General features: G+C 48.2%; 25 protein-coding genes. 21 read left to right on the plus strand and 4 right to left on the minus strand.

Features of this window, described 5'->3' with window-relative positions; all coding sequences use genetic code 11:
* Nucleotides 1–16 precede the first annotated feature (16 nt).
* The 8 genes from ABWH99_RS10460 to ABWH99_RS10495 all read left to right on the plus strand — a co-directional run bounded on the left by ABWH99_RS10460 (nt 17) and on the right by ABWH99_RS10495 (nt 7,932).
* Nucleotides 17–1,201 carry a hypothetical protein gene (locus ABWH99_RS10460; RefSeq protein WP_375586223.1) on the plus strand — a complete coding sequence of 395 codons (1,185 nt, stop codon included), beginning with the start codon at nt 17–19 and terminating at the stop codon, nt 1,199–1,201.
* Between the two features lie 77 nt (nt 1,202–1,278).
* Nucleotides 1,279–2,382 (plus strand): hypothetical protein, encoded by a 1,104-nt coding sequence (locus ABWH99_RS10465; protein ID WP_375586224.1) that lies wholly within the window; start codon nt 1,279–1,281, stop codon nt 2,380–2,382.
* Nucleotides 2,379–3,347: a polysaccharide deacetylase family protein gene (locus tag ABWH99_RS10470; RefSeq protein WP_375586225.1), complete on the plus strand. Its 969-nt coding sequence runs from the start codon at nt 2,379–2,381 to the stop codon at nt 3,345–3,347. Before ABWH99_RS10465 ends, ABWH99_RS10470 begins: the two co-directional genes overlap by 4 nt.
* 365 nt (nt 3,348–3,712) lie before the next feature.
* Nucleotides 3,713–4,003: a hypothetical protein gene (locus ABWH99_RS10475; RefSeq protein WP_375586226.1), complete on the plus strand. Its 291-nt coding sequence runs from the start codon at nt 3,713–3,715 to the stop codon at nt 4,001–4,003.
* 112 nt (nt 4,004–4,115) lie between these two features.
* Nucleotides 4,116–4,475, plus strand: coding sequence for a methylglyoxal synthase (locus tag ABWH99_RS10480; RefSeq protein ID WP_375586227.1), 360 nt, complete (start codon nt 4,116–4,118; stop codon nt 4,473–4,475).
* Between the two features lie 23 nt (nt 4,476–4,498).
* The gene (pfkA, locus tag ABWH99_RS10485) at nt 4,499–5,491 is read left to right on the plus strand and encodes a 6-phosphofructokinase (RefSeq protein ID WP_375586228.1); all 993 of its coding nucleotides are present in this window, start codon (nt 4,499–4,501) and stop codon (nt 5,489–5,491) included.
* Nucleotides 5,492–6,005: 514 nt separating this feature from the next.
* Complete coding sequence (locus ABWH99_RS10490; protein ID WP_375586229.1) at nt 6,006–7,472, plus strand: mandelate racemase/muconate lactonizing enzyme family protein; 1,467 nt, start codon at nt 6,006–6,008, stop codon at nt 7,470–7,472.
* A gap of 88 nt (nt 7,473–7,560) precedes the next feature.
* Nucleotides 7,561–7,932 carry a phage holin family protein gene (locus tag ABWH99_RS10495; RefSeq protein ID WP_375586230.1) on the plus strand — a complete coding sequence of 124 codons (372 nt, stop codon included), beginning with the start codon at nt 7,561–7,563 and terminating at the stop codon, nt 7,930–7,932.
* 37 nt (nt 7,933–7,969) lie between these two features.
* Here ABWH99_RS10495 and ABWH99_RS10500 read toward each other — a convergent pair whose 3' ends face one another.
* Nucleotides 7,970–8,413, minus strand: coding sequence for a helix-turn-helix domain-containing protein (locus tag ABWH99_RS10500; RefSeq protein ID WP_375586231.1), 444 nt, complete (start codon nt 8,411–8,413; stop codon nt 7,970–7,972).
* Nucleotides 8,414–8,521: 108 nt separating this feature from the next.
* Here ABWH99_RS10500 and ABWH99_RS10505 point away from each other — a divergent pair, with 108 nt between their 5' ends.
* From ABWH99_RS10505 to ABWH99_RS10535, 7 genes are all read left to right on the plus strand, one after another.
* Nucleotides 8,522–9,079 (plus strand): hypothetical protein, encoded by a 558-nt coding sequence (locus ABWH99_RS10505; RefSeq protein WP_375586232.1) that lies wholly within the window; start codon nt 8,522–8,524, stop codon nt 9,077–9,079.
* A 58-nt stretch (nt 9,080–9,137) separates the two neighbouring features.
* Entirely contained in the window at nt 9,138–10,040 is a 903-nt protein-coding gene (locus ABWH99_RS10510; protein WP_375586233.1) for a histone deacetylase, read from the plus strand.
* 18 nt (nt 10,041–10,058) lie between these two features.
* Nucleotides 10,059–10,295: a hypothetical protein gene (locus ABWH99_RS10515; protein WP_375586234.1), complete on the plus strand. Its 237-nt coding sequence runs from the start codon at nt 10,059–10,061 to the stop codon at nt 10,293–10,295.
* A 104-nt stretch (nt 10,296–10,399) separates the two neighbouring features.
* On the plus strand, nt 10,400–11,038 hold the full coding sequence (locus tag ABWH99_RS10520; RefSeq protein WP_375586235.1) for an OmpH family outer membrane protein: 639 nt from the start codon (nt 10,400–10,402) through the stop codon (nt 11,036–11,038).
* Between the two features lie 161 nt (nt 11,039–11,199).
* Nucleotides 11,200–12,171, plus strand: a complete 972-nt coding sequence (locus ABWH99_RS10525) for a deoxyhypusine synthase family protein (RefSeq protein WP_375586236.1) — start codon at nt 11,200–11,202, stop codon at nt 12,169–12,171.
* Nucleotides 12,172–12,182: 11 nt separating this feature from the next.
* Complete coding sequence (locus ABWH99_RS10530; protein ID WP_375586237.1) at nt 12,183–13,565, plus strand: OmpA family protein; 1,383 nt, start codon at nt 12,183–12,185, stop codon at nt 13,563–13,565.
* A gap of 17 nt (nt 13,566–13,582) precedes the next feature.
* Complete coding sequence (locus tag ABWH99_RS10535; RefSeq protein WP_375586238.1) at nt 13,583–14,758, plus strand: glycoside hydrolase family 130 protein; 1,176 nt, start codon at nt 13,583–13,585, stop codon at nt 14,756–14,758.
* 76 nt (nt 14,759–14,834) lie between these two features.
* On the opposite strand, the gene ABWH99_RS10540 is transcribed toward ABWH99_RS10535, so the two are convergent.
* A complete protein-coding gene (locus tag ABWH99_RS10540; protein WP_375586239.1) occupies nt 14,835–17,357 on the minus strand; it encodes a TonB-dependent receptor domain-containing protein in 2,523 nt (840 codons plus the stop codon).
* Between the two features lie 295 nt (nt 17,358–17,652).
* On the opposite strand from ABWH99_RS10540, the gene ABWH99_RS10545 reads away from it, so the two are divergent.
* Together ABWH99_RS10545 and ABWH99_RS10550 are read left to right on the plus strand one after the other, a co-directional pair.
* Complete coding sequence (locus ABWH99_RS10545) at nt 17,653–18,726, plus strand: sensor histidine kinase (RefSeq protein WP_375586240.1); 1,074 nt, start codon at nt 17,653–17,655, stop codon at nt 18,724–18,726.
* Nucleotides 18,723–19,448, plus strand: coding sequence for a LytR/AlgR family response regulator transcription factor (locus ABWH99_RS10550; protein ID WP_375586241.1), 726 nt, complete (start codon nt 18,723–18,725; stop codon nt 19,446–19,448). Before ABWH99_RS10545 ends, ABWH99_RS10550 begins: the two co-directional genes overlap by 4 nt.
* 41 nt (nt 19,449–19,489) lie before the next feature.
* Here the strand turns inward: ABWH99_RS10550 and msrB are convergent, their stop codons facing one another.
* Nucleotides 19,490–20,473: a peptide-methionine (R)-S-oxide reductase MsrB gene (msrB, locus tag ABWH99_RS10555; RefSeq protein WP_375586567.1), complete on the minus strand. Its 984-nt coding sequence runs from the start codon at nt 20,471–20,473 to the stop codon at nt 19,490–19,492.
* Nucleotides 20,474–20,675: 202 nt separating this feature from the next.
* Nucleotides 20,676–20,876 (minus strand): PspC domain-containing protein, encoded by a 201-nt coding sequence (locus ABWH99_RS10560; protein WP_375586242.1) that lies wholly within the window; start codon nt 20,874–20,876, stop codon nt 20,676–20,678.
* Between the two features lie 217 nt (nt 20,877–21,093).
* Here ABWH99_RS10560 and ABWH99_RS10565 point away from each other — a divergent pair, with 217 nt between their 5' ends.
* The 4 genes from ABWH99_RS10565 (at nt 21,094) to ABWH99_RS10580 (ending at nt 25,825) form a co-directional block, all read left to right on the plus strand.
* A complete protein-coding gene (locus ABWH99_RS10565) occupies nt 21,094–21,537 on the plus strand; it encodes a hypothetical protein (RefSeq protein WP_375586243.1) in 444 nt (147 codons plus the stop codon).
* Between the two features lie 224 nt (nt 21,538–21,761).
* Nucleotides 21,762–22,688, plus strand: coding sequence for a dihydrodipicolinate synthase family protein (locus tag ABWH99_RS10570; protein ID WP_375586244.1), 927 nt, complete (start codon nt 21,762–21,764; stop codon nt 22,686–22,688).
* 220 nt (nt 22,689–22,908) lie between these two features.
* Nucleotides 22,909–24,492 (plus strand): exo-alpha-sialidase, encoded by a 1,584-nt coding sequence (locus ABWH99_RS10575; protein WP_375586245.1) that lies wholly within the window; start codon nt 22,909–22,911, stop codon nt 24,490–24,492.
* Nucleotides 24,493–24,727: 235 nt separating this feature from the next.
* Nucleotides 24,728–25,825 carry an ATP-binding protein gene (locus ABWH99_RS10580; protein WP_375586246.1) on the plus strand — a complete coding sequence of 366 codons (1,098 nt, stop codon included), beginning with the start codon at nt 24,728–24,730 and terminating at the stop codon, nt 25,823–25,825.
* Nucleotides 25,826–25,887 lie beyond the last annotated feature (62 nt).

Consider the following 25,887-nt stretch of genomic DNA (forward strand, 5'->3'; position numbering starts at 1 on the left):
ATAGCCACTTCACCGAATGAATATTCTGTTTATTTGCTGGGATTCGGACCAAACCAACTACCTGGAAAACCTGTTTTTCCCCATTTTTAGGGCGCTACAGGGAACGACTCCCTGGCAATTTCACGTAATGCAGTTTTCTTGGGCCTCAGAGGAGGAAGTGGGACGCATCCGTCTACTGGCAAAGGGATCCGGCATTCGGTACACCCAGGTTCCGGTAGCCCGTTGGCCGAGTCCTACCATTGGATCCTTGCGGACACTGCGTACCGCCAGTCAAAAAATAAAGGAGTATTTGCAATCAAATACGATTGATTGCCTGATGCCCCGGTCCACGCTTCCTGCCTGGATGGTACTGCGGCTCAATCGCTGGGTAAAGGCCCGATCCCTTCCAGTAGTTTTTGATGCCGACGGTTTGCCGATTCAAGAGCGCATTGATTTCGCCGGGTTGAATCCTACTAGCTTGCATTGCCGCTGGCTGCGGCATGTAGAATCCAGCATGGTTCGGCGGGCCGATCGGGTATTGACCCGTTCCGAAAAAGCCATCGCCATGCACCTGGCCGGTAGCGGAGCGGGGCAGGGAGGAAAGTTTTTTCGGGTACGTAACGGGCGCGATCCCGCTGTTTTTTTGCCCAACTCCACTGCACGAACTGCCATCCGCCAGCAATTGGGAATTTCGGACAGTACCCGTCTTTGGCTGTATTCCGGTAGCATCGGCCCTCAGTACCAGGTGTCGGAAATGCTGCAGCTATTTTGGTCTTGTTATCAGGAAAATCCCAGTCACCGCTTTATATTTTTGGTCCGAAACAAGGAAGCCCTACGCGCCCATATACCCGAATACCTGAATCCATTGGTTTGCATAGAAACGGTACCGTTTGCGAAGGTACCGGATTATTACGCGGCCGCAGACCTGGGAATCAGCCTGAGAAAATCAGCTCCCAGTTTGGCAGGATTAGCTCCGATAAAGATAGGCGAATACCTATTGTCAGGCCTGCCCGTATTGCTTTCAGAGGAAATCGGCGATTTGTCCGAAATGCTGGATAAGGAAAAAGCCTGCTTTGTTTACCGAAAAAACCCTCATGAGTTTCGGCGATGGCTGGACGAAACCAGGGATTTGCCAAAAAACGAAATACGTGCCTTGGGAGAACGAAATTTCGGCATGCAGCAAACGATAGTGGACTACAAGCTTGCCTTGGAATATTGTTAACGGCCATGCTTCTACCGGATGTACTTTCTATGCTCGCCATCCTAGCTTTGGTTTCGGTCTGGATTCATCGGCGAGCGATGAAAAAAGGCCACTCCCGGCAATTCCGGTTAGTACTGTATGCCCTATGGGTGTACCATCTGGGCATGGCGTTTTTTTTTCACCAATATTTGTTGGATCAGGGAGGGGACAGCCTGCGTTATTGGGAACTCAGCAGTATTCCGGTCGAAGAAGCCGATAGCTGGATGGCCTATTGGGGCGTCGGAACGGCCTTTGTGCAATGGCTCAATTTTCCGCTTTCCCATATTTTGGGATTAGGGTATGCTTCCGCTACCCTGGTTTATGCAGGACTTTCCTTTGTTGGGTTTTTGCTGCTGGCCGAGTGGATGGCCAATCGGCTTCACCTGATTCCGTCAAGGCCCACAGCGGCAGTTGCTTTTTTAGTGTTATTTTTACCCAACCTGCATTTCTGGACGGCAGGGGTAGGGAAAGAGGCCTTTCTATGGCTGGGGTTGATACTGGTATTGATTGGTTCGGAGAGCATTTCCCGAAAGTGGGGCTACCTGGTCCTGGGAATACTGCTTTCCCTGATGGTTCGACCCATTCAGGGATTGGTGCTTTGCGTAGCCGTTTTGGGCGTGCTGCCTTTTCATCCGGCACTTCGTCATCAGCGCCGCTACCTGCTGCCATTGGCTTTGTTTCTGATTCTAGGGATTGGTGCTTACCGCTGGATCTTGGGCTCGCTGGAGTACGGATTTCATTTCCGGTGGATCGTGGACTTGCTTCACTGGCAACAGCAATACCTGGAGTCTTTTGGTGGACGAAGCAGCCTGCCGATGTCCGATTATTCCCTGGTAGAAAAACTGGGAACGGTATTATTCCGGCCCTTCCTTTGGGAAGCAGATGGTTTCTGGACCTTGGCCGCCTCCCTGGAAAACAGCCTGTTTCTGGTCGGAGTGCTAGGAGGAAGCTGGGCCTGGTACCGAACGAAAGCAAGGCTTCCCGTACCTGTTTTTTATCAAATTTCACTGGTGTATGGGCTGCTGCTTTCTTTGTTATTTTCCTATTCCTTGAATAACCTGGGAATATTCATGCGCATGAAAAGTAGTTATAGCTTTTTGATGCTTTGTTTTTTTTATGAACGAATCGTTTATTTCTGGTCCAGCAGGGCGTTTTCAAAATGAAGCAATCAGGATTAATCATTTCATTGGATTTCGAACTGCATTGGGGTAGATTTGATAAAGTGCCATTAAAAGGAAACGAAGCCTACTACTACCGAACACGGGAAGTGATCCCTCGGTTGCTGGCCCTTTTCGAGCAATACCAAATAAAAGCTACCTGGGCCACTGTTGGCATGTTGATGGCCGGAGATGCCGAGGAATGGGAGCGTTTCAGTCCTTCGCTAACGCCCGGTTTTCACGAGCAAGCCTTCTCTGCCTATCACTGGTTCCGCAGGGCTTCATTGGATCCAAACTGCCTTTTCGCTCCGGATTTGGTCCGGGAAATCATCAGGGCCCCGGGACAGGAATTGGGGAGCCATACCTACTCTCACTACTACACCCGGATATCTGGACAGCAGACCGAGGAATTTCGAGCCGATTTGCTTGCTGCCAGACACATTGCAGCAGAGAAATTTGGCCAGGACCTCCAATCCCTGGTCTTCCCGCGCAACCAATACCACCTCGCAGCATTGAAAACAGCCAGGGAAACGGGGTTTCGATCGGTACGTACCAATCCGAAGGATTGGTTCTGGCAGCGTCCGGAAAAGGAAACCTGGGTAAAAAAAGGTTTTCGTGCGTCGGATTCCCTGGTTCCCCTGGGAAAAAAGACCTCATTTTTTCCAGAAATACCTGCGCGGGGATTTCCAACGCTACTCCCTGCCTCCCGTTTTTTCAGACCTTATCAGGATCGAATGCCCTGGATGAACCGGATGAAGTTGCGTAGAATTAGCGAAGAAATGGATTTGGCCGCCAGGGCTGGGGAAATGTATCATCTGTGGTGGCATCCACACAACCTCGCCCAGTACCCGGAACAAAGTCTGGAAGAGGTCAAAATTGTCCTGGAGTTTTTTTCTAGTTGCAGGGAGCGTTATTCCATGCAGAGCCATTCGATGGGCACTATGGCCAAAATTGGCGACCTGGAAGGCTGATTCCAATTTGCCTGCTCGGCTAGCTTTTTGCACTAGTACCTCCCTCTCCCTCCGCGCAAGTAGCGCCACTTCCATGGCTCTTCTTACCCCATTTTTTCGGATCCTGCCTTTGGTGGCAGGTTGGGGATCGCACTTCCAAACATTTATACTACTTGATTTTGACCGACTGTCTGCGGATTCCGTTAGAAGTACCGGTAGGGATTTGTCCGGGGTTTTCGGTGGCGCTTGGATAGTTGCTTCCTGCCCCAAAGGCGAGAAGTGAAGGAAGAACCGGGGCCTTTTAACTTTCCACTTAAAAATGCCGGGAATATTTGCCGGCTTGAGGTTTATGTATTTATTTTGGTTTCGCTTAAGGAGCGCTGCCTATGAACCTGTCAGATTTTAAAGAAAGTATTCAACAAGGAGCAATGCCCAAAGGGATTTCGGTTTTCCTCCAGGCCTTGTGGTTGGAAAAATCGGGAGATTGGGACGGGGCCCATGGGCTGATTGATTCCCTGGCTGGGCAAGATGCTGCCTATTTGCATGCCTTCCTGCATCGGCGGGAAGGTGACCTCTCCAACGCGGCTTATTGGTACCGAAGGGCTGGCAAACCCATTGCATCCGGAAGCCTGGAGGAAGAATGGGAATTACAAGTGATTTATTTTTTAGCGGATTGACCGGGAACATTATTTTTAGCAAGGACAGGAAAGTAGCGACTCAGCAGCCTGTTGCCAGGCCCCGGAGTAAGTTAGTAGCAAAGGAAAAAGATGATTTCAAACTTCGGTTGATATGAAAGTAGCATTGATTGCCCATGACGGGAAAAAGGCAGATATGGTGCATTTTCTAAGCGGATCCAAAGAGGCGCTGGAGGGCGTTTCCCTGGTAGCTACGGGCACCACGGGCACACATATTGAAAAAGCCGGTTTTGAGGTGGAAAAACTACTTTCCGGTCCCTTGGGAGGGGATGCTCAGATTGGTGCAATGGTAGCTCAAAAAGAACTGGATATGGTCATTTTCTTTAGAGACCCCCTGGGCAAACATCCCCACGAACCGGATGTGCAGATGCTTATGCGGATTTGTGACGTACACAACGTGCCCCTGGCCACCAATCTGGCGGCGGCTGAACTGATGTTCAAACATTTGAAATAAGAAACGACCACAGCAAACGACACATGCAAGACCAACTGTTATCCATAAAAAAAATTGGGGTGCTCACTTCCGGAGGCGATGCTCCGGGAATGAACGCGGCCATCCGGGCAGTGGTCCGGGCAGGCTTTTATTACAAACTCGACGTATTTGGTATTTACAGAGGATACGAGGGAATGATCAATAACGATATCAGAAAGCTGGATAGCGGCTCGATTGCGCACGTGCTGGAGCGGGGTGGCACGTTTCTGAAATCCGCGAGAAGCGAAGAGTTTCGTACGGAGGAGGGTAGGAAAAAAGCCTACGAAAACCTGAAAAGCCATGGGATTCAAGCGCTAGTCGTAATTGGTGGCGACGGCTCCCTGACCGGGGCCCACTTGTTTTACAAGGAGTTTGGTATTCCTGCAATCGGTTTGCCAGGAACCATTGACAACGATCTTTTTGGAACGGACCTGACCATTGGTTTTGACACCGCTTGCAATACAGCGATTGAAGCCATTGACAAGATACGGGATACCGCGACCTCCCACGACAGGCTCTTTTTTGTCGAAGTTATGGGTAGGGATGCAGGTTTTATTGCGATCAATGCAGGCATTGGTAGTGCCGCGGCGGCCATATTGATCCCCGAGAAGAAATTTCCGGTGGAGAAACTGATCGATCGGTTGAAATTCCGGGAAAAAGCGAAAAAGGAAAGTAACGTGGTAATCGTCGCGGAAGGGGGAAAGAGTGGAGGAGCGCAGGAGATCGCCCACAAGGTGAAAAAAATCCTTCCCGGGTACGATATCAAGGTGACCATCCTGGGACATCTGCAGCGTGGCGGAGCCCCTTCTTCCTTTGACCGAATTCTGGCCAGCAAACTGGGGGTATCGGCAGTGGAAGGCTTGCTTCATGGAAAGTACGATGTGATGGTAGGCATTATCAATAATAAAATCGTATTTACTCCAATAAAACGTGCCATCGTCGACGATAAGAAAGTGGACGAAGAGGAATTGCGTATTGCCGGAATTCTTTCCACCTGACCAGGTAAAACCGGGGTGCCCGACAGGTATAAGATCGATCGGTTGGTTGTCGTTTCGATCTTATCGTATAACCTGATTTCCAGCGTTCAGGTGTGCTACCTGGGGCGAGCTCGATCGGGAAGGAAACTCCTTTCGCTTCGATGGGCAGGCATGGATAGCGCTTTTCCCAGCAGCGGTATTTCCGGCCACATGCCCGCTCTTTCACCCATGTCCGAATCGAACACCTTGCGCCTTGATCCCGGATCTTTTATTCAATTTGGTCCTGGGCCTGCTATTTATCGGCATATTGAAGCCGGTTTATTTCGCGCGTTGGGAGCAAGCCTCCAAATCTTTTACGGCCATCAATTACCTGAACCGAATCGGTCATGCCTGAGCAGGCCGAAGCCTCATGAGTCGCTGCAATGGCCGGATTTTTTGCAAAAAAAAATTTCTTTTTACTGCTTATTTTGGACATATTGTCATTCCTTTGCCAATTTTCTTTTTTCCAATACCTAAAAAAAACCTACTCATTACCATGAAAAAAAACATTGAATACCTTCAGCAAAGTTACCTGGACCAAAAGCGGGAAAAGGCACTTTCTGCCGCCTCTGCGCGATTGGAAGAGCAAGAGCCCGAAAACAGTCGCCGCTCTTTTTTTAAGAAAGCAGCCTTGGGCGGGGTAAGCCTTGGCGGCATGATGCTCCTTCCCATAGAAGATACGCTGGCCCACACCACATCAAAGGTCAACCGGCTATCCAATCCTTCTGACCTGAAAATTACCGACATGCGCATCGCCCAGTACGGTAACGTGCCCCTCCTGAAAATCTATACCAATCAGGGAATTCACGGCCTGGGCGACGTCCGGGATGGAGCAGATAAGCGCTATGCATTGATGCTAAAAAGTCGGATTCTAGGAGAAAACCCTTGTAATATTGAGCGAATTTTTAAACGCATCGAGCAATTTGGCTGGCACGGGAGACAAGGAGGGGGAGTTTCCGGAGTGGAAATGGCGCTCTGGGACCTGGCGGGAAAGGCCTACGGAGTGCCTTTGTACCAGTTGATGGGTGGAAAGTTTCGGGATAAGGTGCGCATCTACGTGGATACGCCTACCGTTCAGGATCCCGACGAGTTTGCCAACAAAATGAAGGAACGAGTAGACATGGGCTTCACCATGTTGAAAATGGATATAGGAATTGGTTTGATCAAGGATCAGAAAGACACGTTGACCAACAAGTCCCCCTGGGGCCAATTACGGGGATGGTCCGACCAGGACGTGATGAGTTATACGCAAACGCCTCATCAATTTACCCATGTGCAGATCACCCAAGAGGGATTGGAGAAAATGGTGGCTTACGCAGCAAAGGCACGCGAAAAAGTGGGCTATGAAATCCCCCTTGCGATTGATCATTTTGGCCACATGGGCTACAACGAAATGATTAAACTCGCCGAAGCGTTTGAACCCTACAACATTGCCTGGCTGGAAGACCTGATTCCCTGGCAAAATACGGAACAGTGGAAACGAATTACAGAGTCCATTACCACGCCAACACTGACCGGAGAGGACGTTTATCACAAGAAGAATTTCAAAGACCTGATTGAAAATCGGGCAGTTGATTTGGTGCACCCGGATCCTGGCAGTGCAGGCGGCTACTTGCAAACCAAAAAAATTGGTGACTACGCGGAGGAGTATGGGATTGGGATGGCCCTGCACCACGCGGCCTCTCCGATTACCTTTATGGGTACCGTTCATGCCGCCGCGGCTACCTATAACTTTATCGGATTGGAACACCACTCGGTAGACAACCCCTGGTGGGAGGATTTGGTAACCGGTATCGACAAGCCTTTTGTAAAGGATGGATACGTGCAGGTGCCGGAATCCCCCGGAATTGGGCTGGAACTAAACGAAGATGAGGTGAAAAAGCGTCTTCGTGAAGGGGAGCAGTACTTTGCGCCCACTGACGATTGGAATGAGATTCGCTCCTGGGACCGTACCTGGAGCTGAGTAAAAAAGAACCCTGAAAAACTCATTCGGGGTTCTTTTTCCTTTAGTTCAGAATATTTACTTTCGATTACGTAACCTGAAGTAGAAAATGAGTCAATCTAGAGACATTTTATCCATTCTTCTCCAACTTGCGGTTGCTGGGTTGGTAATCATCTTTACCGCCTACCTGCTTCCTGGGATTATGGTGGACGACTGGATCACCGGTGTCATTATCGCAGCGTTACTCGCCTTGTTAAACATTACCGTCAAGCCAGTCCTGATTTTTTTAACCATTCCGATTACCGTTCTTACACTGGGATTGTTTTTATTGGTGATCAATGCACTACTGGTGATGTTGGCTGCCTCCATGATTCACGGCTTTGCCGTGGATAATTTCTGGTGGGCGCTGCTTTTCAGTCTGGTACTCTCTTTGGTAAACTCCATACTGGGTATTTCACTAGGAAATGGGTTCCGGCGCTAATGCTAGGGTAGGGTAGGGGCTCGGCTTCCCATTTCGATTAGGTAGGGTCGGGATGGAAAGGGATGGATCGGTCAAAGACGCGTTTGTAGTACACCGGTCTTTGGTCTGCGTCTCGTAGTGAGTGCGGCCCCCTGGTACTTTTGGGGACATGGATAAGCAAAAGGTATTTCTCTTGGCCTGGCTTGGTTTCGGTGCCATCTTCCACTTCGTATACCTCAAAATCAATGGGAAAGGCCGGGTGACAATAGGTTTCCAGCGAGGTCCGGGCCACATACATTTCCTCCTCCGGATCGATGCCAATCAGTTGTTTTTGGTCCGAAACGCCGACAACAATGGTTCCGCCATCGGTATTTGCAAAGGACAGCAGGGTTTTAGCAACCTTCCGTTGGTTGGTGAGGCTTTGCTTAAAATCCAGATGCAGACCCTCCGGCTGCGAGACCATGTTTTTGATCCGGACATTGTTCTTTTTGGGAGAAAACATTTTTTTAAAGCATAAAAGATTGTAAATTAAAGAAGAGTACTATCAGAAATAGTATTTTTTTATTTATTTGTTATCAAAATTGATTGTATAAACCCAGCGTACTATCCAATGAACTATCCAAATGAAGGATTTTTGCCAGAATCCATTGCAGCCCTAGAAAAAGAACTAAAAGCAGCCGGGAAAAATTTCAAAATCGTCCCCGGCGAGGATAATTCCGATGAATTTGTTAATTTTTATTTCGTCGGTAAATTTGAAGGAAAAGATGTGATTTACGATGCGGTGTTGTATACCCTGCGTCTACACTATCAAAGCGAGCTGTTCGAATTGGCCGAGCACGAGGCCGCTAAAAAATTCCCCAATTACCACGGAATTCGCTACGAAGAAGATGAAAACGGGAACCTTAAACCGCTAAAGGAAGAGGAGGAGGAAATCGGCTGGTTCATTACCGAACTGATCATGGAGATGGAAGAGGAGGGGACGGTTAAGGTTCAGGAGTTTATTGACATCGATACCCACCACGATTACGGCATTGGTTTGGACGCCGCCCTAAATTTGGAAAGCATCGATGAAAATGTACTAAAAAAGTTTGTGACTGAATTCAACAACGATACCATACGTCTGGACGAAACCTTCTATACCTTTGAGTCCGAAGAAGAGGAGGGTTGATGCTTTCCATTTTTCTTGTATTCCGCAACATTTTCCTGCCCCGTAAGTTTTTAAGGGTATGTTAAAAGTAGCCTGGTCTTCTCTGTACGCTCACCCCTTACCCACCGGGCACCGGTTTCCCATGGAAAAGTACGAGCTGGTTCCCGAGCAACTGCTTTACGAAGGAACACTATCGGCGGCTAATTTTTTCGAACCGGAAAAGGCAGATGAGCAGTGGATCACAGCGGTGCACGCAGCGGCGTATGTGGAAAAGTTAAAAAACCAGCAGCTTACCGCCAGTGAAGTTCGCCGGACGGGTTTTCCGTTAAGTCCGGCACTGGTGGAACGGGAAATGCACATCATGCAGGGCTCCGTGATGGCCGCTCGGTATGCTTTGGAATTTGGGATCGGAATGAACATTGCCGGCGGGACCCACCATGCCTTTGCCGATAAGGGAGAGGGCTTTTGCCTGCTAAACGATATCGCCATTGCCGCCAACTACCTCATCGCAGCCAAAGGGCTGCGAAAAGTATTGGTGGTGGATCTGGATGTCCACCAGGGAAACGGTACGGCGGCGATGTTTGCATCGCGTCCGGAAGTGTTTACCTTCAGCATGCACGGTGCGCACAATTATCCCTTGCACAAAGAAACATCGGATCTGGACCTTGCCTTGAAAGATCGCACGAATGATGCGACGTATTTGAAGCTTTTGGGGGAACATTTGCCCCGTTTGATGGATGCGGAAGCGCCGGATTTCATCATTTACCAGTGCGGTGTAGATGTATTGGCTACGGATAAACTGGGCCGTCTGGGTTTAAGTCTTTCCGGATGCAAAGAGAGAGACCGGATGGTTTTGCAGACTGCCCGGGTAAATGAGGTTCCCATCATGTGTTGCATGGGAGGGGGCTATTCGGAGGCAATACGTGATATTATCGAAGCACATGCCAACACCTACCGGTTGGCGCAGGAAATTTTCTTCTAAGGTAAAAATGAAAAAAACATGGGTACGAAAAGACTAAAAAAACAATGGCTGCTGCACGCAGTAGGAGGTTTGTTGATGACCGGGCTGGGGCTTAGTTTATTCGGAGAGGCGCTCATTAAAAAATGGGAAAACGCGCCGCTCTGGGATTGGCTCCTGTGGGGCACGTTGGCCTTACTGGTGTTTAACGCGGGTGTCTCCCTGGTAGGCCAGGCAGTGGTGTTCCGGGTAAAACTGGACGGGCGCAACGAAAAGTGATTGCTGGCAATTTCTGGATTTTACCATTTTATTCCAGTACCAAAATTTGTAATAGGTTTAGAATCCGTATATTTGCCCCAATACTACAAAAACGACATAAAGAAGTGAAAAAAATTACTACAATTATCAGTGCTTTGGCGGTTGCAGGATTGGTTGCAGTGGCCTGTAATCCCTCCGCCCCGGAAGGAGAAGTAAGCGTCAGCACAGAAGACGTGGACATTTCGGACCTGAAGGTGGCGTACATTGTTACCGACAGTGTCATCAACAATTTCACCTATTTTAAAGAGCAATCGGCTGCAATTGCGGAAAAAGGTAAAAAATACGAAGGAGAACTGACCAATCGCGCCAGGGGATTCGAACAGGAGGTTCAAAATTTTCAGAACACCGCCAATTCCATGACCATCAATCAGCAAAGAGCAAAGCAGGAAGAATTGGTTACCAAGGAGCGCAATTTGGTGACGTACCGCGAAAACATCATGCAGGAGTTGTCAGCGGATGAAAACAAGCTGTACAATGAAGTGTACGACATGATACAGGAGTACCTCAATACCTATGCTGCGGAAAACGATCTGGAGATGATCCTGTCCTACACCCGAGGCGGTGGAGTTTGGTATGCTAACAAATCCCTGGATATCACCGACGCAGTGGTGAAAGGGATCAACGAAGATTACGAAAACGGAGAAGCAGCACCTACCGAAGCTGCTCCTGCGGCAACTGAAGAAGCATCACCCGAGGGCGAATAAACGATAGAAAAATAGCGAGGAATGGCCCGGACTGTCCGGGCTTTTTTGTTTCTGCTTTTGTCAGGTTCGGTTGATAATCAACACTACCTTTAGTACCTTACACTGTCTTTTTCACCCATTGGAAGCCCTTCAAACCAAGACAAACACGTAAACCTGTAACTATGGAGATTACCAATTTTCTAAAATACCATTACAGACATTTCAATGCGGCAGCATTGATAGACGCGGCGGATGCCTACAAAGCACATTTAGATGCCAATGGCAAAATGATGATTACGCTGGCAGGTGCAATGTCTACTGCCGAATTGGGCATTTCCCTGGCGGAAATGATCCGGCAGGACAAAGTGCAAATCATCACGTGCACCGGTGCAAATCTGGAAGAAGATGTTTTCAATCTGGTGGCCCATGATTACTACGAACGTATTCCAAACTACCGGGATCTTTCGCCAAGCCAGGAGCAGGAGTTGTTGGACCGGCACATGAACCGGGTTACGGATACCTGTATTCCGGAAATGGAAGCCATGCGTCGAATTGAAGACGTCATTTTGCAGGAATGGCAAAAGGCAGATCAGGCAGGGGAACACTATTTTCCGCACGAATTTTTTTACAAGGTACTGCTCTCGGGAAAGCTTGAGAAGGACTACCAAATCGATCCCAAAAACAGTTGGCTGCTGGAAGCAGCCAAAAAGAACCTTCCTATCATCGTTCCCGGCTGGGAGGATTCAACCTTGGGAAACATGTATGCCGGCCATTGCATTGCCGGAGACATTTCCGACGTGCACACGGTAAAAGGTGGGATTCAATACATGATTTATCTGGCGGATTGGTATACCGAAAATGCCAAGGAAGAAAGTAAAGTAGGTTTTTTCCAGATCGGTGGGGGAATTGCTGGTGATTTTCCAATTTGTGTGGTGCCGATGCTGCACCAGGATTTGCAGCGAGAGTCGGTCCCGCTCTGGGGCTATTTTTGCCAGATTTCCGATAGCACCACCTCTTATGGATCGTACTCCGGAGCTGTCCCGAATGAAAAAATAACCTGGGGCAAATTGGGGATGGATACGCCGAAGTTTATCATTGAATCCGACGCTACCATCGTCGCACCTCTGGTTTTTGCGATCGTCCTGGGGCAGTAAATGGTTCGCTTGTGCAGGGATTCGCAGTCATCGGTTTCAGAGTAGCCATTCTGGCCTACCTTTGTATAGGCACTTTCGGGCGTTTAGCGGCGCAGAGAGAAACGATCCGCTTTGCACATGCCCTCGATTTTGACGAGCAGTCGCCACTAATAGGGCCTGACAGACACCTGTATTTCTCGGTGGCTTTTCATCCACGGAATACCGGGGGAAGCGGGGATCCCGGAGATACCTGGTTTGCTACCGAACAAGCCGAGGGATTTGCTGACCCGCAGCCCATTGCGGACTTGTCGACACCTGGTTTTGACTTGTTAATTGGGTTTCTTCATTCGGATACCCTTCTGGTCTATCACCAAAATCTCTACAATCGGCAGGTGATCTTCCAGTATTTCCGGACCGCTGCGGGTTGGAACAGGGGCGAAGAACAGCTTGTTCCGGGATTCAGATCCAGCGGCAAGCATTTTTCCGCCAGGCTTTCCTCTGACGGCGCTCAGATGATACTTTCTATGGATTCTTTTGGTTCCTATGGAAACGAGGATATTTATGTTTCTTTTCGTCAAGGCAACTCCTGGTCCCGTCCGCAAAATCTCGGAGCGAGTATCAATACAAGTCGGCAGGAGCTAAGCCCTTTTCTCAGTGCAGACGGGCAAACGCTTTATTTTTCCAGCAATGCCTATGAGAGCTCGAAATCGCTGGGAGTGTATCGAACCGAACGAATAGGGAATGGATGGACCGAATGGTCCGCTCCGCGGCCTTTGAATTTACCTGAAATGGAAGGGTTTGATATGTACTATTACCAGGATCCGTATCGGGACCGGTATTTCTTTACCAATACCCGCACCAGTGATGGATACGGCAATATTCTTTGGGTCGAGTACTACGCGCCGGAAGCCCTTCCATTGGCGAACGAACGAAGGGAAGAAGGCCCCACGGTTAGGGAAAACCCACCAGCTCCTCCTCAGGTCCCCCAACCGGCTGCTCGCCCGCCAATGGACCTCTCGGAAGCAGATGCAAGACTGGATATTACTTCACAGTTGGAGGGCCTGCAGCTTGGAGAGTCTCTGGTTTTGGAAAACCTATTGTTTGAAAGAAGTTCGACCGCCATCAACGATGCAGCTTCCGAGGACGTCTTGGAGAAATTGGCAGCATTTCTCAAACGGAACCCCTCTCGGATAATTGCCGTAGAAGGACATACGGATAATCGAGGGAGTTCACGGCTAAACGAACGCTTGTCTTTGGATCGTGCGCGCAAGGTAAGGGATATTTTGGTGGATGGAGGGGCTGAATTTGAGCAAATACGGGTCAACGGATGGGGCGGGACCAAACCAATCGCTACCAATACCACGGCGGCCGGCCGCGAGAAAAACAGGCGTGTAGAAATCATTCTTTTGGAGTAACCATAGCTATTATCATCATGCGATATACCTGCTGCACCCACCCGAGGATCGGTCTGGCCACCGGCTTATTTTTGGTTCTGATTTTAGCCAATTCCTGTGGGGGGGCTAAAAACCAGGGAGTGGAATCGAACTCCGACTGGCCCGGGCACAAATCGTGGGAAATGGGGCCCTTTATCAAGCAACATGCCGTCAATCCGGTACTCTCGGCCGGTGACCTGCAATTCGTTTGCCCCATTCTACAACAACCGGTTAAATGGGAAGAAAAAGATGTGTTTAACCCCGCAGCCCTGGTACGGGAGGGAGTCGTCAATTTGCTTTACCGGGCGGAGGATTTCCTGGGTAGCAATAACGGAACTTCGAGAATCGGGCTGGCCATCAGTGAAGATGGTCTGAATTTCGAAAAGCTACCCGAGCCGGTATTTTATCCCGAAAACGATAGCTTAAAACCGTTGGAGTGGGATGGAGGTGTGGAGGATCCTCGAATCGTGGAAAGCCAAGATGGGCGGTACATCATGACGTATACCAGTTACGACGGCAAGGTGGCACGTCTCATGCTGGCGTCCTCTCCTGATTTAAAAAATTGGACCAAACACGGGCGCGTGCTGCAGGGCACGCATAAAGACACCTGGAGCAAGGCCGGTGCCATAGTGGCCGAGCAGGATGGGGACCGGATACTGGCGAAAAAGATCCGTGGAAAGTTCTGGATGTATTTTGGAGATACGGATCTATTTTTAGCGCATTCCGAAGATTTGGTGCATTGGCAACCGCTGGAGAAAAATGGCGTACTCCAATCCGTGATGAAGCCCCGCCCCGGCTTCTTTGATAGCCGCTTGGTCGAATCGGGGCCGTATGCCTTGCTACGAGAGGAAGGAATTGTTTTATTGTATAACGGAATGAACCTGGGTGAAGGACAGGCGCGGGATCCCTCGCTTGCTCCCGGCGCGTATTCTGCGGGACAAGCGTTGTTTGCCGCAGATGACCCCTCAAAGCTAATTGATCGGTCCGAAACCTATTTTTTAACACCCGAAGAGCCATATGAAATCGCAGGTCAGGTCAATTTGGTCTGTTTTGTCGAGGGGATGGTTCCCTATCAAGGAAAATGGTTTTTGTATTACGGAACGGCCGACTCAAAAATTGCGGTTGCTGTATTCGAGGATGGAGTTCCTGCCTGGAAAAAAAGTAACCCCGGCTAAATACTTTTTCGGTAGTTGCCGGGGTTCTGTTAATTGAGAGAATTAACTTCCGTTAGCGGTGTTTCAAGCCGTCGGATTAATTGGGTCCATTCATCATGGCACCCCCGGCACCGCCGCCATCACCTTCCTTCAGGTCCTCATTGGTGACGCCGCGTTTTTTCCTGCGGCCGCCGTCAACGCTCAATTTCCCAATGCGGTAGGAGAAGTTGACTTTGAAATTCATGTTTCGCATGCCTGTAATGCTTTGCTGCATGATGGTGGGCGTGATTAATTCGTTTCTGATTCGAAATTCGGTGGTAAAGAAATTTTCGGCACCAAATCCAATGCTGCCACGTTTTTCGGCAAATTGCTTGTTGATGCTCAAGCTGTAGATACCAAAGCCACCAGCAGAACCTTGCAATTGCACCCGTCGGCCCCGGTAGAAGCTGAAGGCCTGTAGTTGCCAGTCATTGGGTAGTGTGTAGTTACCAAATAGTCGGCCACTGACCACAAAGCCTTCGTTTTGTGCCGCGTACTGCGGATCTTCCAATCCATTATCCAGTTGGGCGTAATAGGTGTCTATAGAGCCGTTCAGGGAGAATTTGCCCGAGACATTGATATTGGAGAAGACTCCCAGCCCATACGCACGCTCGTTTCCAATATTCTCATACGTGGTAAAGATAATGTCATCATCCTGCACCGTCCGTACCGGCTGTATGGACCCGGTGGTATTTCGCAGGTACGAAGTGAAATTCAGCGAAGTACCGTTGATAAATGTACTGTAGGAAAGCTCGTAGTTATCCGTAAGTTCCGGATCCAAAACCGGGTTTCCCTGTGTGATTTGCTGGGGGTTGGCCGCTTCGATGTTTGGGTTCAGGAAGTTTAACGATGGTCGCTGTATTCTGCGGTTGTAGGCTGCTTTCAGCATGTTTCCATTGCCCAATTTTCGACCAAAGTTCATGTTAGGCACCAGCGTTCCATAAGAGGGGATTTCTGCGGGGAGCTCCGAAGAGCGAAAGTCCGCTTCTATATTTGTGTATTCGTAGCGCAGACCGGTCTTTAGCGTATAATGCTCCAGGAATCCAAGGGTATAGGACAGGTACCCGGCCGTTACGTTTTGGTCGTATGTAAATTGATTGGAAAGGTTCACGTCATCAATCTCCTCAAAATCAGCGTTCGGCCCTTCTGCACGGAAGTAGGCAAAATCACTGACCGCTTTTCTCAGGATATTTTTTGCTCCATATTCCAATATTTGCTGGTCATCCGACCCCATGGGCGTTACGTAGTCTACTTGTACAGTGAATTCTTCGTTGAGATTGCTGTTGTCGTTTTTTAACCGGCTCACGATCTGATCAAACGAATCGTTGTAAAGGCTATTTACAAAGTCGTTGGTCCGGTCACTTCGGCTGTACAAACCAGAGATGCTAAACTCTTTACCTTTTTTCTCAAAAGTTCGTGTATAATTATAACTCACGTCCAGACTATTGGAAAGGTTGTCGGTGGTGACATCCCTAAGTAATTCACTCACCAGCATGTCTTCCACATAGGTTTCGGTGGTTAGTTCATCTTGTTTCATCCGCATGTTTCTCAACCCAAAACTCACGGAAGTGGTCATGAAGTTGTACTTATTGATTTCGTAATCCCATCCAAAATTATACCGACCAAACATCATGTTATTTCGGGTATCGGCCGCTTGTAAAATGCGCGTGGCAGGTCTGTCAGCAGCAAGAAGTGTTTGTTCGTTTTCAAAGCTTCCCAGAATATTGTATCCGGCTCGGCCAAACCCACCCAGGGAGAAACCCATTTTTCCTTTCTTCAAGGCGGCGTTCAGGCCAAGGTTCGACCCTCTTATTCCTGCGCTGGTGTTGATATTCAAGGAGGCACCCTGCAGTTTGTTCTTTTTGGTGACGATATTAATGACTCCACCAGTTCCTTCCGCATCGTATTTGGCCGATGGGGAGGTGATCACTTCCACGGATTTTATTTCCTCGGCAGGAATTTGCTTCAATGCGTCGGCAATATTGTTGGCGACAATGGCCGATTGCTTGTTGTCAATCAATACCAGAATATTGCTGCTTCCCCGCATCGAAACATTGCCGTCCAGGTCTACCGTAAGCATGGGTACCCGACGCAGTACATCGGAGGCATCTCCGCCGATGGTGGTTTTATCGTTTTCCGCATTGTAAATGGTTCGATCCACCTTTTCCTCGATAAGGCTTCGCTGGCCTTGAACGGTAACCTCCTGCAAGGCAACCGAGGATTCTTGAATAATGAGGTTTCCCAAAAATACGTTTGGGGTATTCGGACCGACTTCGATGTCTTCCCGCGTTATTGGGTCGTACCCTACGTAGCTTAGTTCTACCTTGTACCTTCCGGCCGATTTTACGTTAAAAAAGAATTCTCCGGCATCGTCTGCCACGCCACCGGCTACGGTGACATCGGTACCGGCCTCCTTCAATTGGGCCGTTGCATAGGGAACCGGCTCCCCGGACTCTTTATCCAGTACTTTTCCGGAAATTTTAAATTCCTTTTTTTCTGCGTTTCCTTGTGCATGTATCTCCAGATTGGCTGTTGCCAGAAAGAGTGTCGCACAAACAAGTAAATTAAATAGCCTTTTCATTATGGAAGTAGATTGTGTAAACTAACGGTTGATTTAATATCCGAAACAAATGAAAAACATTACGTAGATTAAAAAAAATACAATAGATAGGTAGCCGGGAACCATCGACAAAACCGGGAAAATATCGGACCAATATTTTTTGACCTGTCCGGATTTGTTTTGGTAGAGCCGCACACCGGATTGGACGGCTAATTCCGTATTTTGGTAGATTCTTTTGGTTCTTTCCTTTTCTTTACTTTATGTTTATACTGGCAACGGCTATCCAACCAGGATAATTCGCTCCCAATGTACGCGTATGACTTACTCAAATCAATCCAAAAGAATTACCCTACTTATCCATGTATTGGCCTGGATTTTTATTGCCATCGTTATTTTTGTGGTCAGTCCGCTCTCCTGGAAAGTGGAGCTCCCGGTGGAATATTGGTTCAAACAAGGCCTGGTCTTGCTGTTTCTAATAGTCCTGTTTTATTTGAACATGCAGCTTTTGGTCCCTAAGATCCTCTTTAAGGGAAAAAACCTGCTTTTCGTCCTCATCGCCTTTGGCTTCACTTTTTTAAGTCTAATTTTGATCATCCAGTACGAAAACCTCGTCAATTTGCCCGAACTGATGCATTATGCCTTCCGTCCCAACGTTCCCTATGAACCGAGACCCCGAAATTTTAGCTACGACATGTTTACGGTGTTGCTGCTTCTTTTCGGATTCGGTATCAGCACCAGCGTGGTGGCCGTTCAGAAATGGCAGGCCGACCTGGCCTTACGGCAACAAATGGAGCAGGAAAAGGTATCCTCCGAACTGTCCTATCTCAAAGCACAAATCAATCCGCATTTTTTCTTCAATACCCTTAACAACATCTACGCGCTGACTACCGTCGACGTAGACCGAGCCCAACAAGCATTGCTCAAGCTTTCGCGGATGATGCGCTATGTGCTCTACGAGACCGATAAAGACCTCACCCTTCTCGGCAAGGAATTGGATTTTATCAAAGATTACATCGAATTGATGCGTCTGCGCCTTTCAGAAAAAGTGATACTGGACATTGTTATCCAGGACAATGTGGAGGACTTACCCATTGCCCCCATGCTTTTGTTGCCGTTTATAGAAAATTGCTTCAAACACGGCATCAGTGCCCAAAAGGAAAGTAAAATCGAAATCTCAATTACGCAACAAAATAAATTGTTGCACCTGCAGACCCGGAATACCATTGTACCTGCCAATCCTAATAGCAAAGAAAGTATGGGAAGTGGTATAGGCCTTAGCAATACCAAAAGGCGATTGGCATTGATTTATGGAAAAAAGCATCAGCTTACCATGGATCAGCACAATTCCCTCAATGAATACCGTGTGCATTTAACGCTGGATCTGGCATGAAAATCAAGTGTGTCGTAGTCGATGACGAGCCCTTAGCGCTGGATATGGTTTGTAAATTTGTGGAGAAAACTGGCTTTTTGCAGCTGGAAGCAAGGTTTGATAGTGCTTTGGAAGCCTTGGCTTATATCAACTCCCACGAAATAGGATTGATGTTTCTCGATATCCAAATGCCGGATTTGACCGGCATGGAATTGGCTCGGGTGTTGGAAGGAAGGAAAGGAAAACCCTCTCCAAAATTAATTTTTACAACCGCCTACAACCAATTTGCGATCGAGGGCTACAAAGTAGATGCGCTGGATTACCTGCTCAAGCCGTTTAGCTACGAAGAATTTCTGACCGCCAGCCAGAAAGCGCTCCGGTATTTTGAAAACAACAGCAGGCAAACAAGTAGCGCCCCCGACGATTACATTTTTTTAAAGGTGGAATACCAATTGGTAAAGGTCTTACTCAAAGACATTGTATTGGTGGAAGGGTACAAGGACTACGTAAAGGTGCATCTTTCCGGGAAAAATTCCCCGCTTCTGTCTTTAACCACATTAAAAGCCATGGAAGAAATGCTTCCAGAGAAGCACTTCATGCGTGTCCACCGATCCTACATCATTTCGCTGGACCACATTCAGTCCATTAGTAAAAGTACGGTGAACATGGGGATCGTCACCATTACGGTGGGGGAAGGGTATAAAGACAACTTCCTTCAGTTTATCAACAAATGGATTCAATAAACTGCAGTTGAGTGAACCGGCAGGAACTGAACCTTGATCAATTATTCCACTGCATATATGAAATTGCCATAGCCCTCGCGCTCCATATCTGCTAATGGGATAAACTTCATGGCGGCAGAATTCATGCAATATCTTAATCCGGTTGGTTCCGGCCCATCGTTGAACACGTGTCCGAGATGTGAGTCTCCAAACTTCGAACGCACTTCCACCCGAACCATTCCCAGACTTCGATCTATCGGCTTTTCAAGGTAGCGGGCATCGATGGGTTTGGTGAAACTTGGCCAGCCTGAATAAGATTCGTACTTATCACGTGAACTAAATAAGGGTGCTCCGGAAACAATGCAAACGTACAGGCCTTTTTCTTTATTTTCATTATAGGGATTGGTAAAGGCGCGCTCGGTTGCGTCCTCCATCGTTACCTGGTATTGAAGGTTGGTCAGCCGGGCCTTTAATTCACTGTCAGAGGGCCGTTTGTACATTTCTTGCGAAGGTACTTCCCAGTAGTTTGCGATAAAGCGATCTCTGCCTGAACCGGTACGGTAGGCTTTGTAGTCTTTTGGCTTCTTCTTGTAGTAATCCTGGTGATAGGCTTCTGCCGGGTAAAAATTCGTAAACTTTACAATGGGTGTGACGATTGGCTTTTCAAAAATTCCCGCCTCGTCCAACGCTTTCTTGCTTGTTTCTGCTACTTTTTTCTGATCCGCATTGTGGTAAAAGATGGCGGACTCGTATTGGCTGCCACGGTCGTAAAAACTTCCACCCGCGTCGGTCGGGTCAAAAAGTTTCCAAAATATATCGATGATTTCGGTATAGCTGATTACGTCCGGATCGAAGGTCACTTGTACGGCTTCTTTGTGGCTGGTTTGTCCGGAGGAGACTTGCCCATACGTGGGATTTTTTTCCTTACCTCCCGCGTAGCCAGATACCACCGACAGGATCCCATCGATGCCCTCATAGGGCGATTCGATGCACCAGAAACAACCCCCGGCAAAAGTGGCTTTTTCGGTTTTTCCCTGATAGGTCACTGTCTCTTCCTCCACCGTTTTTTCCTCCGACTGATTCGATGCATGGCAGGCGGAAAAACTAAAGGTAACTAAGGCAAGCAGCCCGGCGATGTACTGTATCGAATAATTCATGCGGTGTCGATCTTTTAATTTCTCCATAGGAACGCTAAAAAAGAGCGATATGTTCAAAAGTTTTGTTCAAGTTCCCATCGAAATAGACGATTTAGCTCGGGGTGGGGTTTTCGGGGATGACAAACCACAATACGAGGTAAACCAGTAACCCCGGAAACGCAGCACTTAGCAGTGAGAGTATCACGTACCCGATTCGTAGCCTATCGGCATCCCAGCCTAAATGTTCAGCCAGTCCGCCGCAAACGCCAGCGATCGCTTTATTCTCAGTGGATCGGTATAGCTTTTTATTCATGTGATTCGTTGTTTTTACCACCTGGTGTAGTAAAGTACAAATTCGGCGGACGAAATTCAAGAATCTGCAAGCAAAGCTTCCGGACTCCGGAAAAAAAGTATTGAGTTTGGCATTTTTTTTGGATCAGATGTGTCGGTTGCGGAGACAATAGCCATTGTAGTACCAGGCGATTCGCAACCGGAATGATGTATAAGTAAATAGATTAACAGTATATACCATGAGATGTACCAGCATGTATGTAACCGTCGGAATTGCCTTGACTTTGGTGTTTACCAGTTGCGGTAGTCAACAATCGGCAAGGGAAAACATTTCCGAAACCGAAAACGAACTTGAGGAACTAACAGGAGATGTACGGGAAAACGTAAGGGAAACCGTTTCCATGACCCAAAAAGAACTGTCCGAGGAAACCGCCGGACTCAAGAAAGAGGCGAACCAACTCCGGGAACAACTCGAAGAAAATCAACTTGAGCCCACGGACTCCGCAGTCAATCGGTACCTGGCGAAAATAGACGAAGGGATTCAAGACCTCGAAATCAAGGCGAGGGAATTTCAAGCGGCTGCTTCAGAACGAAAGGAACAAATCAAAAAAGAGTTCGATAAACTTGAAAACGAGGTGTCGTCCACCTTGGAGCGTTTGGAAAACGAGTTGGACGAAGGTTGAACCTGCGCTCAGTTAAAAACAGCGTTGAAGCGGACTGTTTGGAGGAGTCCTGCAGCCGGGATGAATTTTTGCAGCTACGGTTGGCAGGGAGAGGCCGCTTTTTCTGGGGTGGGGGATTGAATAGCAGAAGGGGTAGCCAGCAGGCTTGTAAAAGCCCCCGTTTATCGTGGAAGATGGGTATTTGTTTTTTCAGGGCAATCGGTTACCTTGGCCCCAAAAAACCCATGCATTTTCAAAAAATCACCGGACTTATTGCCGCTACTTTTACTCCGTTTGATAAGCGGGGGAATCTGGCTACTGATCTCATCCCCAGGTACGCCCGGTTTTTACAAAAGAATGGAATTCGGGGAGCATTTATTAACGGCACCACCGGCGAGGGATCCTCACTCACTTTTCTCGAGAAATCGATACTAATGGAAGTATGGGCGAAAGAGCAAACCCCTGACTTCAAGGTCATCGCCATGCTGGGCGGCACCTCTCAGCAAGAGGCAGTTCAATTGGGAAGAAAAGCCCAGGAATGGGGCTTATCCGGCACGGCGGTGACCGCACCGTATTATTTTCGCCCCGCGGAGCTAACTCAGCTCGTGGATTACCTCGCGCCGATTGCGGGGGCTGCAGAAAGCCTTCCCTTCTATTTCTACCACATACCCCTGCTCACCCGGGTGGAACTTTCCATGTTGGCCCTGCTGGAGCAAGTAGAGGGTAAAATCCCCAACTTTGCGGGAATCAAGTATACGCATCACAACTTAATGGAATTTAACCAATGTCTCCGATTCAACTCCGGCAGGTGGGATGCCTTGTGGGGATGGGACGAAATCTTTCTGGCCGGGCTTTCCATGGGAGCGAAAGGAGCTGTGGGGAGCACGTATAATTTTGCAGCACCCTTGTATCGGGCCATTCAGCGAGCCTTTGATGCGGGTAACATGGAAAAGGCCTTGCACCTGCAGGAAAAATCCATCGATTTTGTACACCTCTACGGAAGCTTTGGTGGGCCAGCCGCAGGAAAAGCCCTGTTAAAGTTGTCCGGGCTCGATTGTGGCTCCTTTCGGGCGCCGGTGGCTTCCCTCAGCGGGCAGCAATTAAAGGCACTGGAAAGCGAATTGATCAGACAAGGCTTTTTTGATTTGATAGACGCGCTTTCAGATAACTAAAAACATCCATTCCACCCTGTGAAGACAGAAGGGTTTACACCGGATCGTTTTAGGTTTGCAGGTAGAGGGAATGCTTCAATGGTTTCCCGGTTAGTTGATGGTTTAATTTCTTTATCGAGGGATTACCTTTCTTAGGTTAGTAAGTATCGGAAATTTCTCCTATTTTAGCTTAGCTTTTTTTTATTTACCAAACATTCGACAGAATGGCCATTATTTCGGAATGAAAATGAATGAACCGGATCCTTCAAAAACGTACGCCTTACCTTTAATTAGCAAAACAGCGTTCGGCCTATGGCTATCGGCTTTGATTTTCTTCGTGAATTGTAACGGCAAATCCAGCTTCCCTCCTGCGGATCATGCCAGTTTGGAGCAGGTATACGTACCGGTTCTTCAGGATCGGTTTACGGGCATTGCCCGAATCAACATGGACCTGCCGGGGGCACAGGAACTCACGGACGTAAAGATTTCTTTGGAGGGATCTGTCTTACCCGAAGCAGTTAGAGTCATTCTGGTACAGGAGGGTGTGGGAGAAAAACTACTGTCGGGCGCCTTTTCCGAGGATGGGAAGAGTTGGGACCTGTCGGAAAAAGAATCCCTGCTAATGGGAGATCAGCACCTGGATATTCAGGTAAAAATGGGATCTGAATGTGATCTGACAGGGCGTTTTTCGGTGGAAATACCTTACATCGGTCTATCAGGTACCCGGCAAACGCCGGTCGTTTCCAAACCTTTTCTTCCCTATCGCATCGGTAAAGCGCTTAGGGATGCAGGGGACGATGGGGTTGCCGCTTTTCGGATCCCCGGCATGGCCACTAGCAAGGTGGGCACGCTGTTGGCCGTTTATGACGTTCGGCATGCCAATTCCTCCGACTTGCAAGGAGACATTGATGTCGGCTTGAGTCGCAGCACGGACGGTGGTAAGACCTGGGAACCGATGAAAATAATCATGGATATGGGAGAATGGGGAGGATTGCCCGAGGAGCAAAACGGGATTGGAGACCCCGCCATTTTGGTGGACGAGCAGTCGGGCACCATCTGGGTGGTTGCCTTATGGATGCATGGAAAGCCAGAAACTGCCGCATGGAACAGTTCCGAACCGGGATTGGATCCGACGGAGACCGGACAATTGATGTTGGTCAAGTCAGAAGACGATGGTAGGACGTGGTCCGATCCGATCAATATCACCGAACCGATGAAAGACCCTTCCTGGCAGCTGTTTTTCAATGGCCCGGGTAAGGGGATAACCTTGAAAGACGGGACGCTTGTTTTTGCTGCCCAGTATAAGGATGCCGAAAAAACACCTCACAGCACCCTTATTTTCAGCAAGGATAGGGGCAAAACCTGGCAAGTAGGTACGGGTGCCAAACCCAATACCACAGAGGCCCAAGTGGTGGAGTTGGCAGATGGAAGCTTGATGCTCAACATGCGGGACGACCGTGGAGGCGCCAGGTCTGTGGCGATTACCCGGGATTTAGGTAGGACCTGGGAAGAGCATCCGACGAGCAGAAAGAGTTTGATTGAGCCCATTTGCATGGCCAGTTTGTACCGGTTTTCTGAGGGTTTGTTACTATTCTCTAATCCGGCGGCGACGGATGGGCGCTACAATATTAGCTTGAAGGCAAGCGAAGATGGAGGTATGTCCTGGCCAGCATCGGCTCAGGTTTTATTGGACGAAGAAAAAGGTTGGGGATATTCTTGTCTAAGTACGGTAGACGAAAACCATGTAGGTATTTTGTACGAGAGTAGTCAGGCGCACATGACGTTTCAGATTGTGCCAATTTCGGATTTGCTGGCGAAAAAATGAATAAATCAAATCCCATTTTCAGCAGTAAATTCTTTGGGGTAAAATACACTTTTGTGCATACTTAGGTAAAACGGTTTGTTTTTTTGCCAAGAGGACCGTTTTTTGGCGCAGTAATTGTTTTTGTAGGTAGGAGAAATAGACTGGAGGCGATCAAACGAGAACTTCTCCTGGATATTGCAAAGTTGATTTGAAATGCGATAGAATTGTTTTTTTCATTATATTAGTGAGAGGGAATATGGTCAAAGATTCAGAAGGCGTGTTGAAGGATACAGACTACAATTTGGATTTGTTTTTTAAGTTTTCACCAGACTTGTTCTGTATCGCCGGATACGATGGCTATTTCAAGAAAGTTAGTCCTTCGTTTAAAAAGCTCCTGGGCTACGATACGGGCGAATTGTATTCAAACCCGATTAGTACGTTTGTATACGGAGCAGACAGTTTGGCTACGGCCGAAATTAGGAAAAATACCATCCAGGGGACGCCGCTAAAGAATTTCGAGAACCGCTACCTAACCAAAAAGGGAGAAGTGCTATGGCTTTCGTGGACCTCCTTTCCTGTGCCGGAAAACGGGTTGGTTTATGCGATTGCTCGGAACATTACGGCGAAAAAAGAGATCGAACTAAAGAAAAACGAGTGGATCCGGTACCTTACCCAAACGAACGATAAGCTCAAACAACTCACCTTCACCACTTCTCATGACTTACGCTCTCCCGTCAATAACTTATTAGCGGTATTCAAATTGATGGAAACCGATCGCATAAAGGATGCGGAGACGCTTGAATTGGTCGATCTTTTGCGTCAATCTACAGAGAATTTGAAACAGATGTTGGATACTTTTCTGACGACATTGAAGCGGGATGATGCGGTTCAAGTACGGGTAGAGAGGCTTTCCCTGAAAGACGTTTATTCCCGGACCACGGTTGCGATTCAATCACTTATTGAAAATTCAGGTGCGGTGCTTCTGCCTGATTTCTCGGCCGTTCCTCAGGTAGTTTTTAATCGGATGTATCTGGAGAGCATTCTACTGAATCTGATTTCGAATGCGATCAAGTACAGCAGGCCAAAAACCAAGCCCCTGATAGAAATTCGATCTTTCGAAAAAAATGGAACTACCCGACTTTCAGTCAAGGACAACGGATTGGGATTGGATATGGAACAGGTAAAATCAAAAATATTTGGTTTTGACCAAAAATTTCATGAACACAAAGAAAGCCAGGGAATTGGCCTTTACCTGGTGCACGCCCATGTCACCGCACTCGGTGGAAAAATAGATGTAAAGAGTAAACCTGGAAAGGGAACCGAGTTCACGATTGTTTTTCCTAACCTGTCCTGACCACTCAAAGAGGATTTTTTCTGCAGTCATTGCTTTCTTTTTTAATTGATGATTTTTTTAAC

This window comes from Cyclobacterium xiamenense, from assembly GCF_042140265.1.
Classification (GTDB): Bacteria; Bacteroidota; Bacteroidia; order Cytophagales; family Cyclobacteriaceae; genus Cyclobacterium; species Cyclobacterium xiamenense_A.

Bases quoted from the DNA above. Each gene is read 5' to 3' on its own strand.
- ABWH99_RS10460 (WP_375586223.1), top strand. From the start codon at position 17: ATGAATATTCTGTTTATTTGCTGGGATTCGGACCAAACCAACTACCTG.
- ABWH99_RS10465 (WP_375586224.1), top strand. From the start codon at position 1,279: ATGAAAAAAGGCCACTCCCGGCAATTCCGGTTAGTACTGTATGCCCTA.
- ABWH99_RS10470 (WP_375586225.1), top strand. From the start codon at position 2,379: ATGAAGCAATCAGGATTAATCATTTCATTGGATTTCGAACTGCATTGG.
- ABWH99_RS10475 (WP_375586226.1), top strand. From the start codon at position 3,713: ATGAACCTGTCAGATTTTAAAGAAAGTATTCAACAAGGAGCAATGCCC.
- ABWH99_RS10480 (WP_375586227.1), top strand. From the start codon at position 4,116: ATGAAAGTAGCATTGATTGCCCATGACGGGAAAAAGGCAGATATGGTG.
- pfkA (WP_375586228.1), top strand. From the start codon at position 4,499: ATGCAAGACCAACTGTTATCCATAAAAAAAATTGGGGTGCTCACTTCC.
- ABWH99_RS10490 (WP_375586229.1), top strand. From the start codon at position 6,006: ATGAAAAAAAACATTGAATACCTTCAGCAAAGTTACCTGGACCAAAAG.
- ABWH99_RS10495 (WP_375586230.1), top strand. From the start codon at position 7,561: ATGAGTCAATCTAGAGACATTTTATCCATTCTTCTCCAACTTGCGGTT.
- ABWH99_RS10500 (WP_375586231.1), bottom strand. From the start codon at position 8,413: ATGTTTTCTCCCAAAAAGAACAATGTCCGGATCAAAAACATGGTCTCG.
- ABWH99_RS10505 (WP_375586232.1), top strand. From the start codon at position 8,522: ATGAACTATCCAAATGAAGGATTTTTGCCAGAATCCATTGCAGCCCTA.
- ABWH99_RS10510 (WP_375586233.1), top strand. From the start codon at position 9,138: ATGTTAAAAGTAGCCTGGTCTTCTCTGTACGCTCACCCCTTACCCACC.
- ABWH99_RS10515 (WP_375586234.1), top strand. From the start codon at position 10,059: ATGGGTACGAAAAGACTAAAAAAACAATGGCTGCTGCACGCAGTAGGA.
- ABWH99_RS10525 (WP_375586236.1), top strand. From the start codon at position 11,200: ATGGAGATTACCAATTTTCTAAAATACCATTACAGACATTTCAATGCG.
- ABWH99_RS10535 (WP_375586238.1), top strand. From the start codon at position 13,583: ATGCGATATACCTGCTGCACCCACCCGAGGATCGGTCTGGCCACCGGC.
- ABWH99_RS10540 (WP_375586239.1), bottom strand. From the start codon at position 17,357: ATGAAAAGGCTATTTAATTTACTTGTTTGTGCGACACTCTTTCTGGCA.
- ABWH99_RS10545 (WP_375586240.1), top strand. From the start codon at position 17,653: ATGACTTACTCAAATCAATCCAAAAGAATTACCCTACTTATCCATGTA.
- ABWH99_RS10550 (WP_375586241.1), top strand. From the start codon at position 18,723: ATGAAAATCAAGTGTGTCGTAGTCGATGACGAGCCCTTAGCGCTGGAT.
- ABWH99_RS10560 (WP_375586242.1), bottom strand. From the start codon at position 20,876: ATGAATAAAAAGCTATACCGATCCACTGAGAATAAAGCGATCGCTGGC.
- ABWH99_RS10565 (WP_375586243.1), top strand. From the start codon at position 21,094: ATGAGATGTACCAGCATGTATGTAACCGTCGGAATTGCCTTGACTTTG.
- ABWH99_RS10570 (WP_375586244.1), top strand. From the start codon at position 21,762: ATGCATTTTCAAAAAATCACCGGACTTATTGCCGCTACTTTTACTCCG.
- ABWH99_RS10575 (WP_375586245.1), top strand. From the start codon at position 22,909: ATGAAAATGAATGAACCGGATCCTTCAAAAACGTACGCCTTACCTTTA.
- ABWH99_RS10580 (WP_375586246.1), top strand. From the start codon at position 24,728: ATGGTCAAAGATTCAGAAGGCGTGTTGAAGGATACAGACTACAATTTG.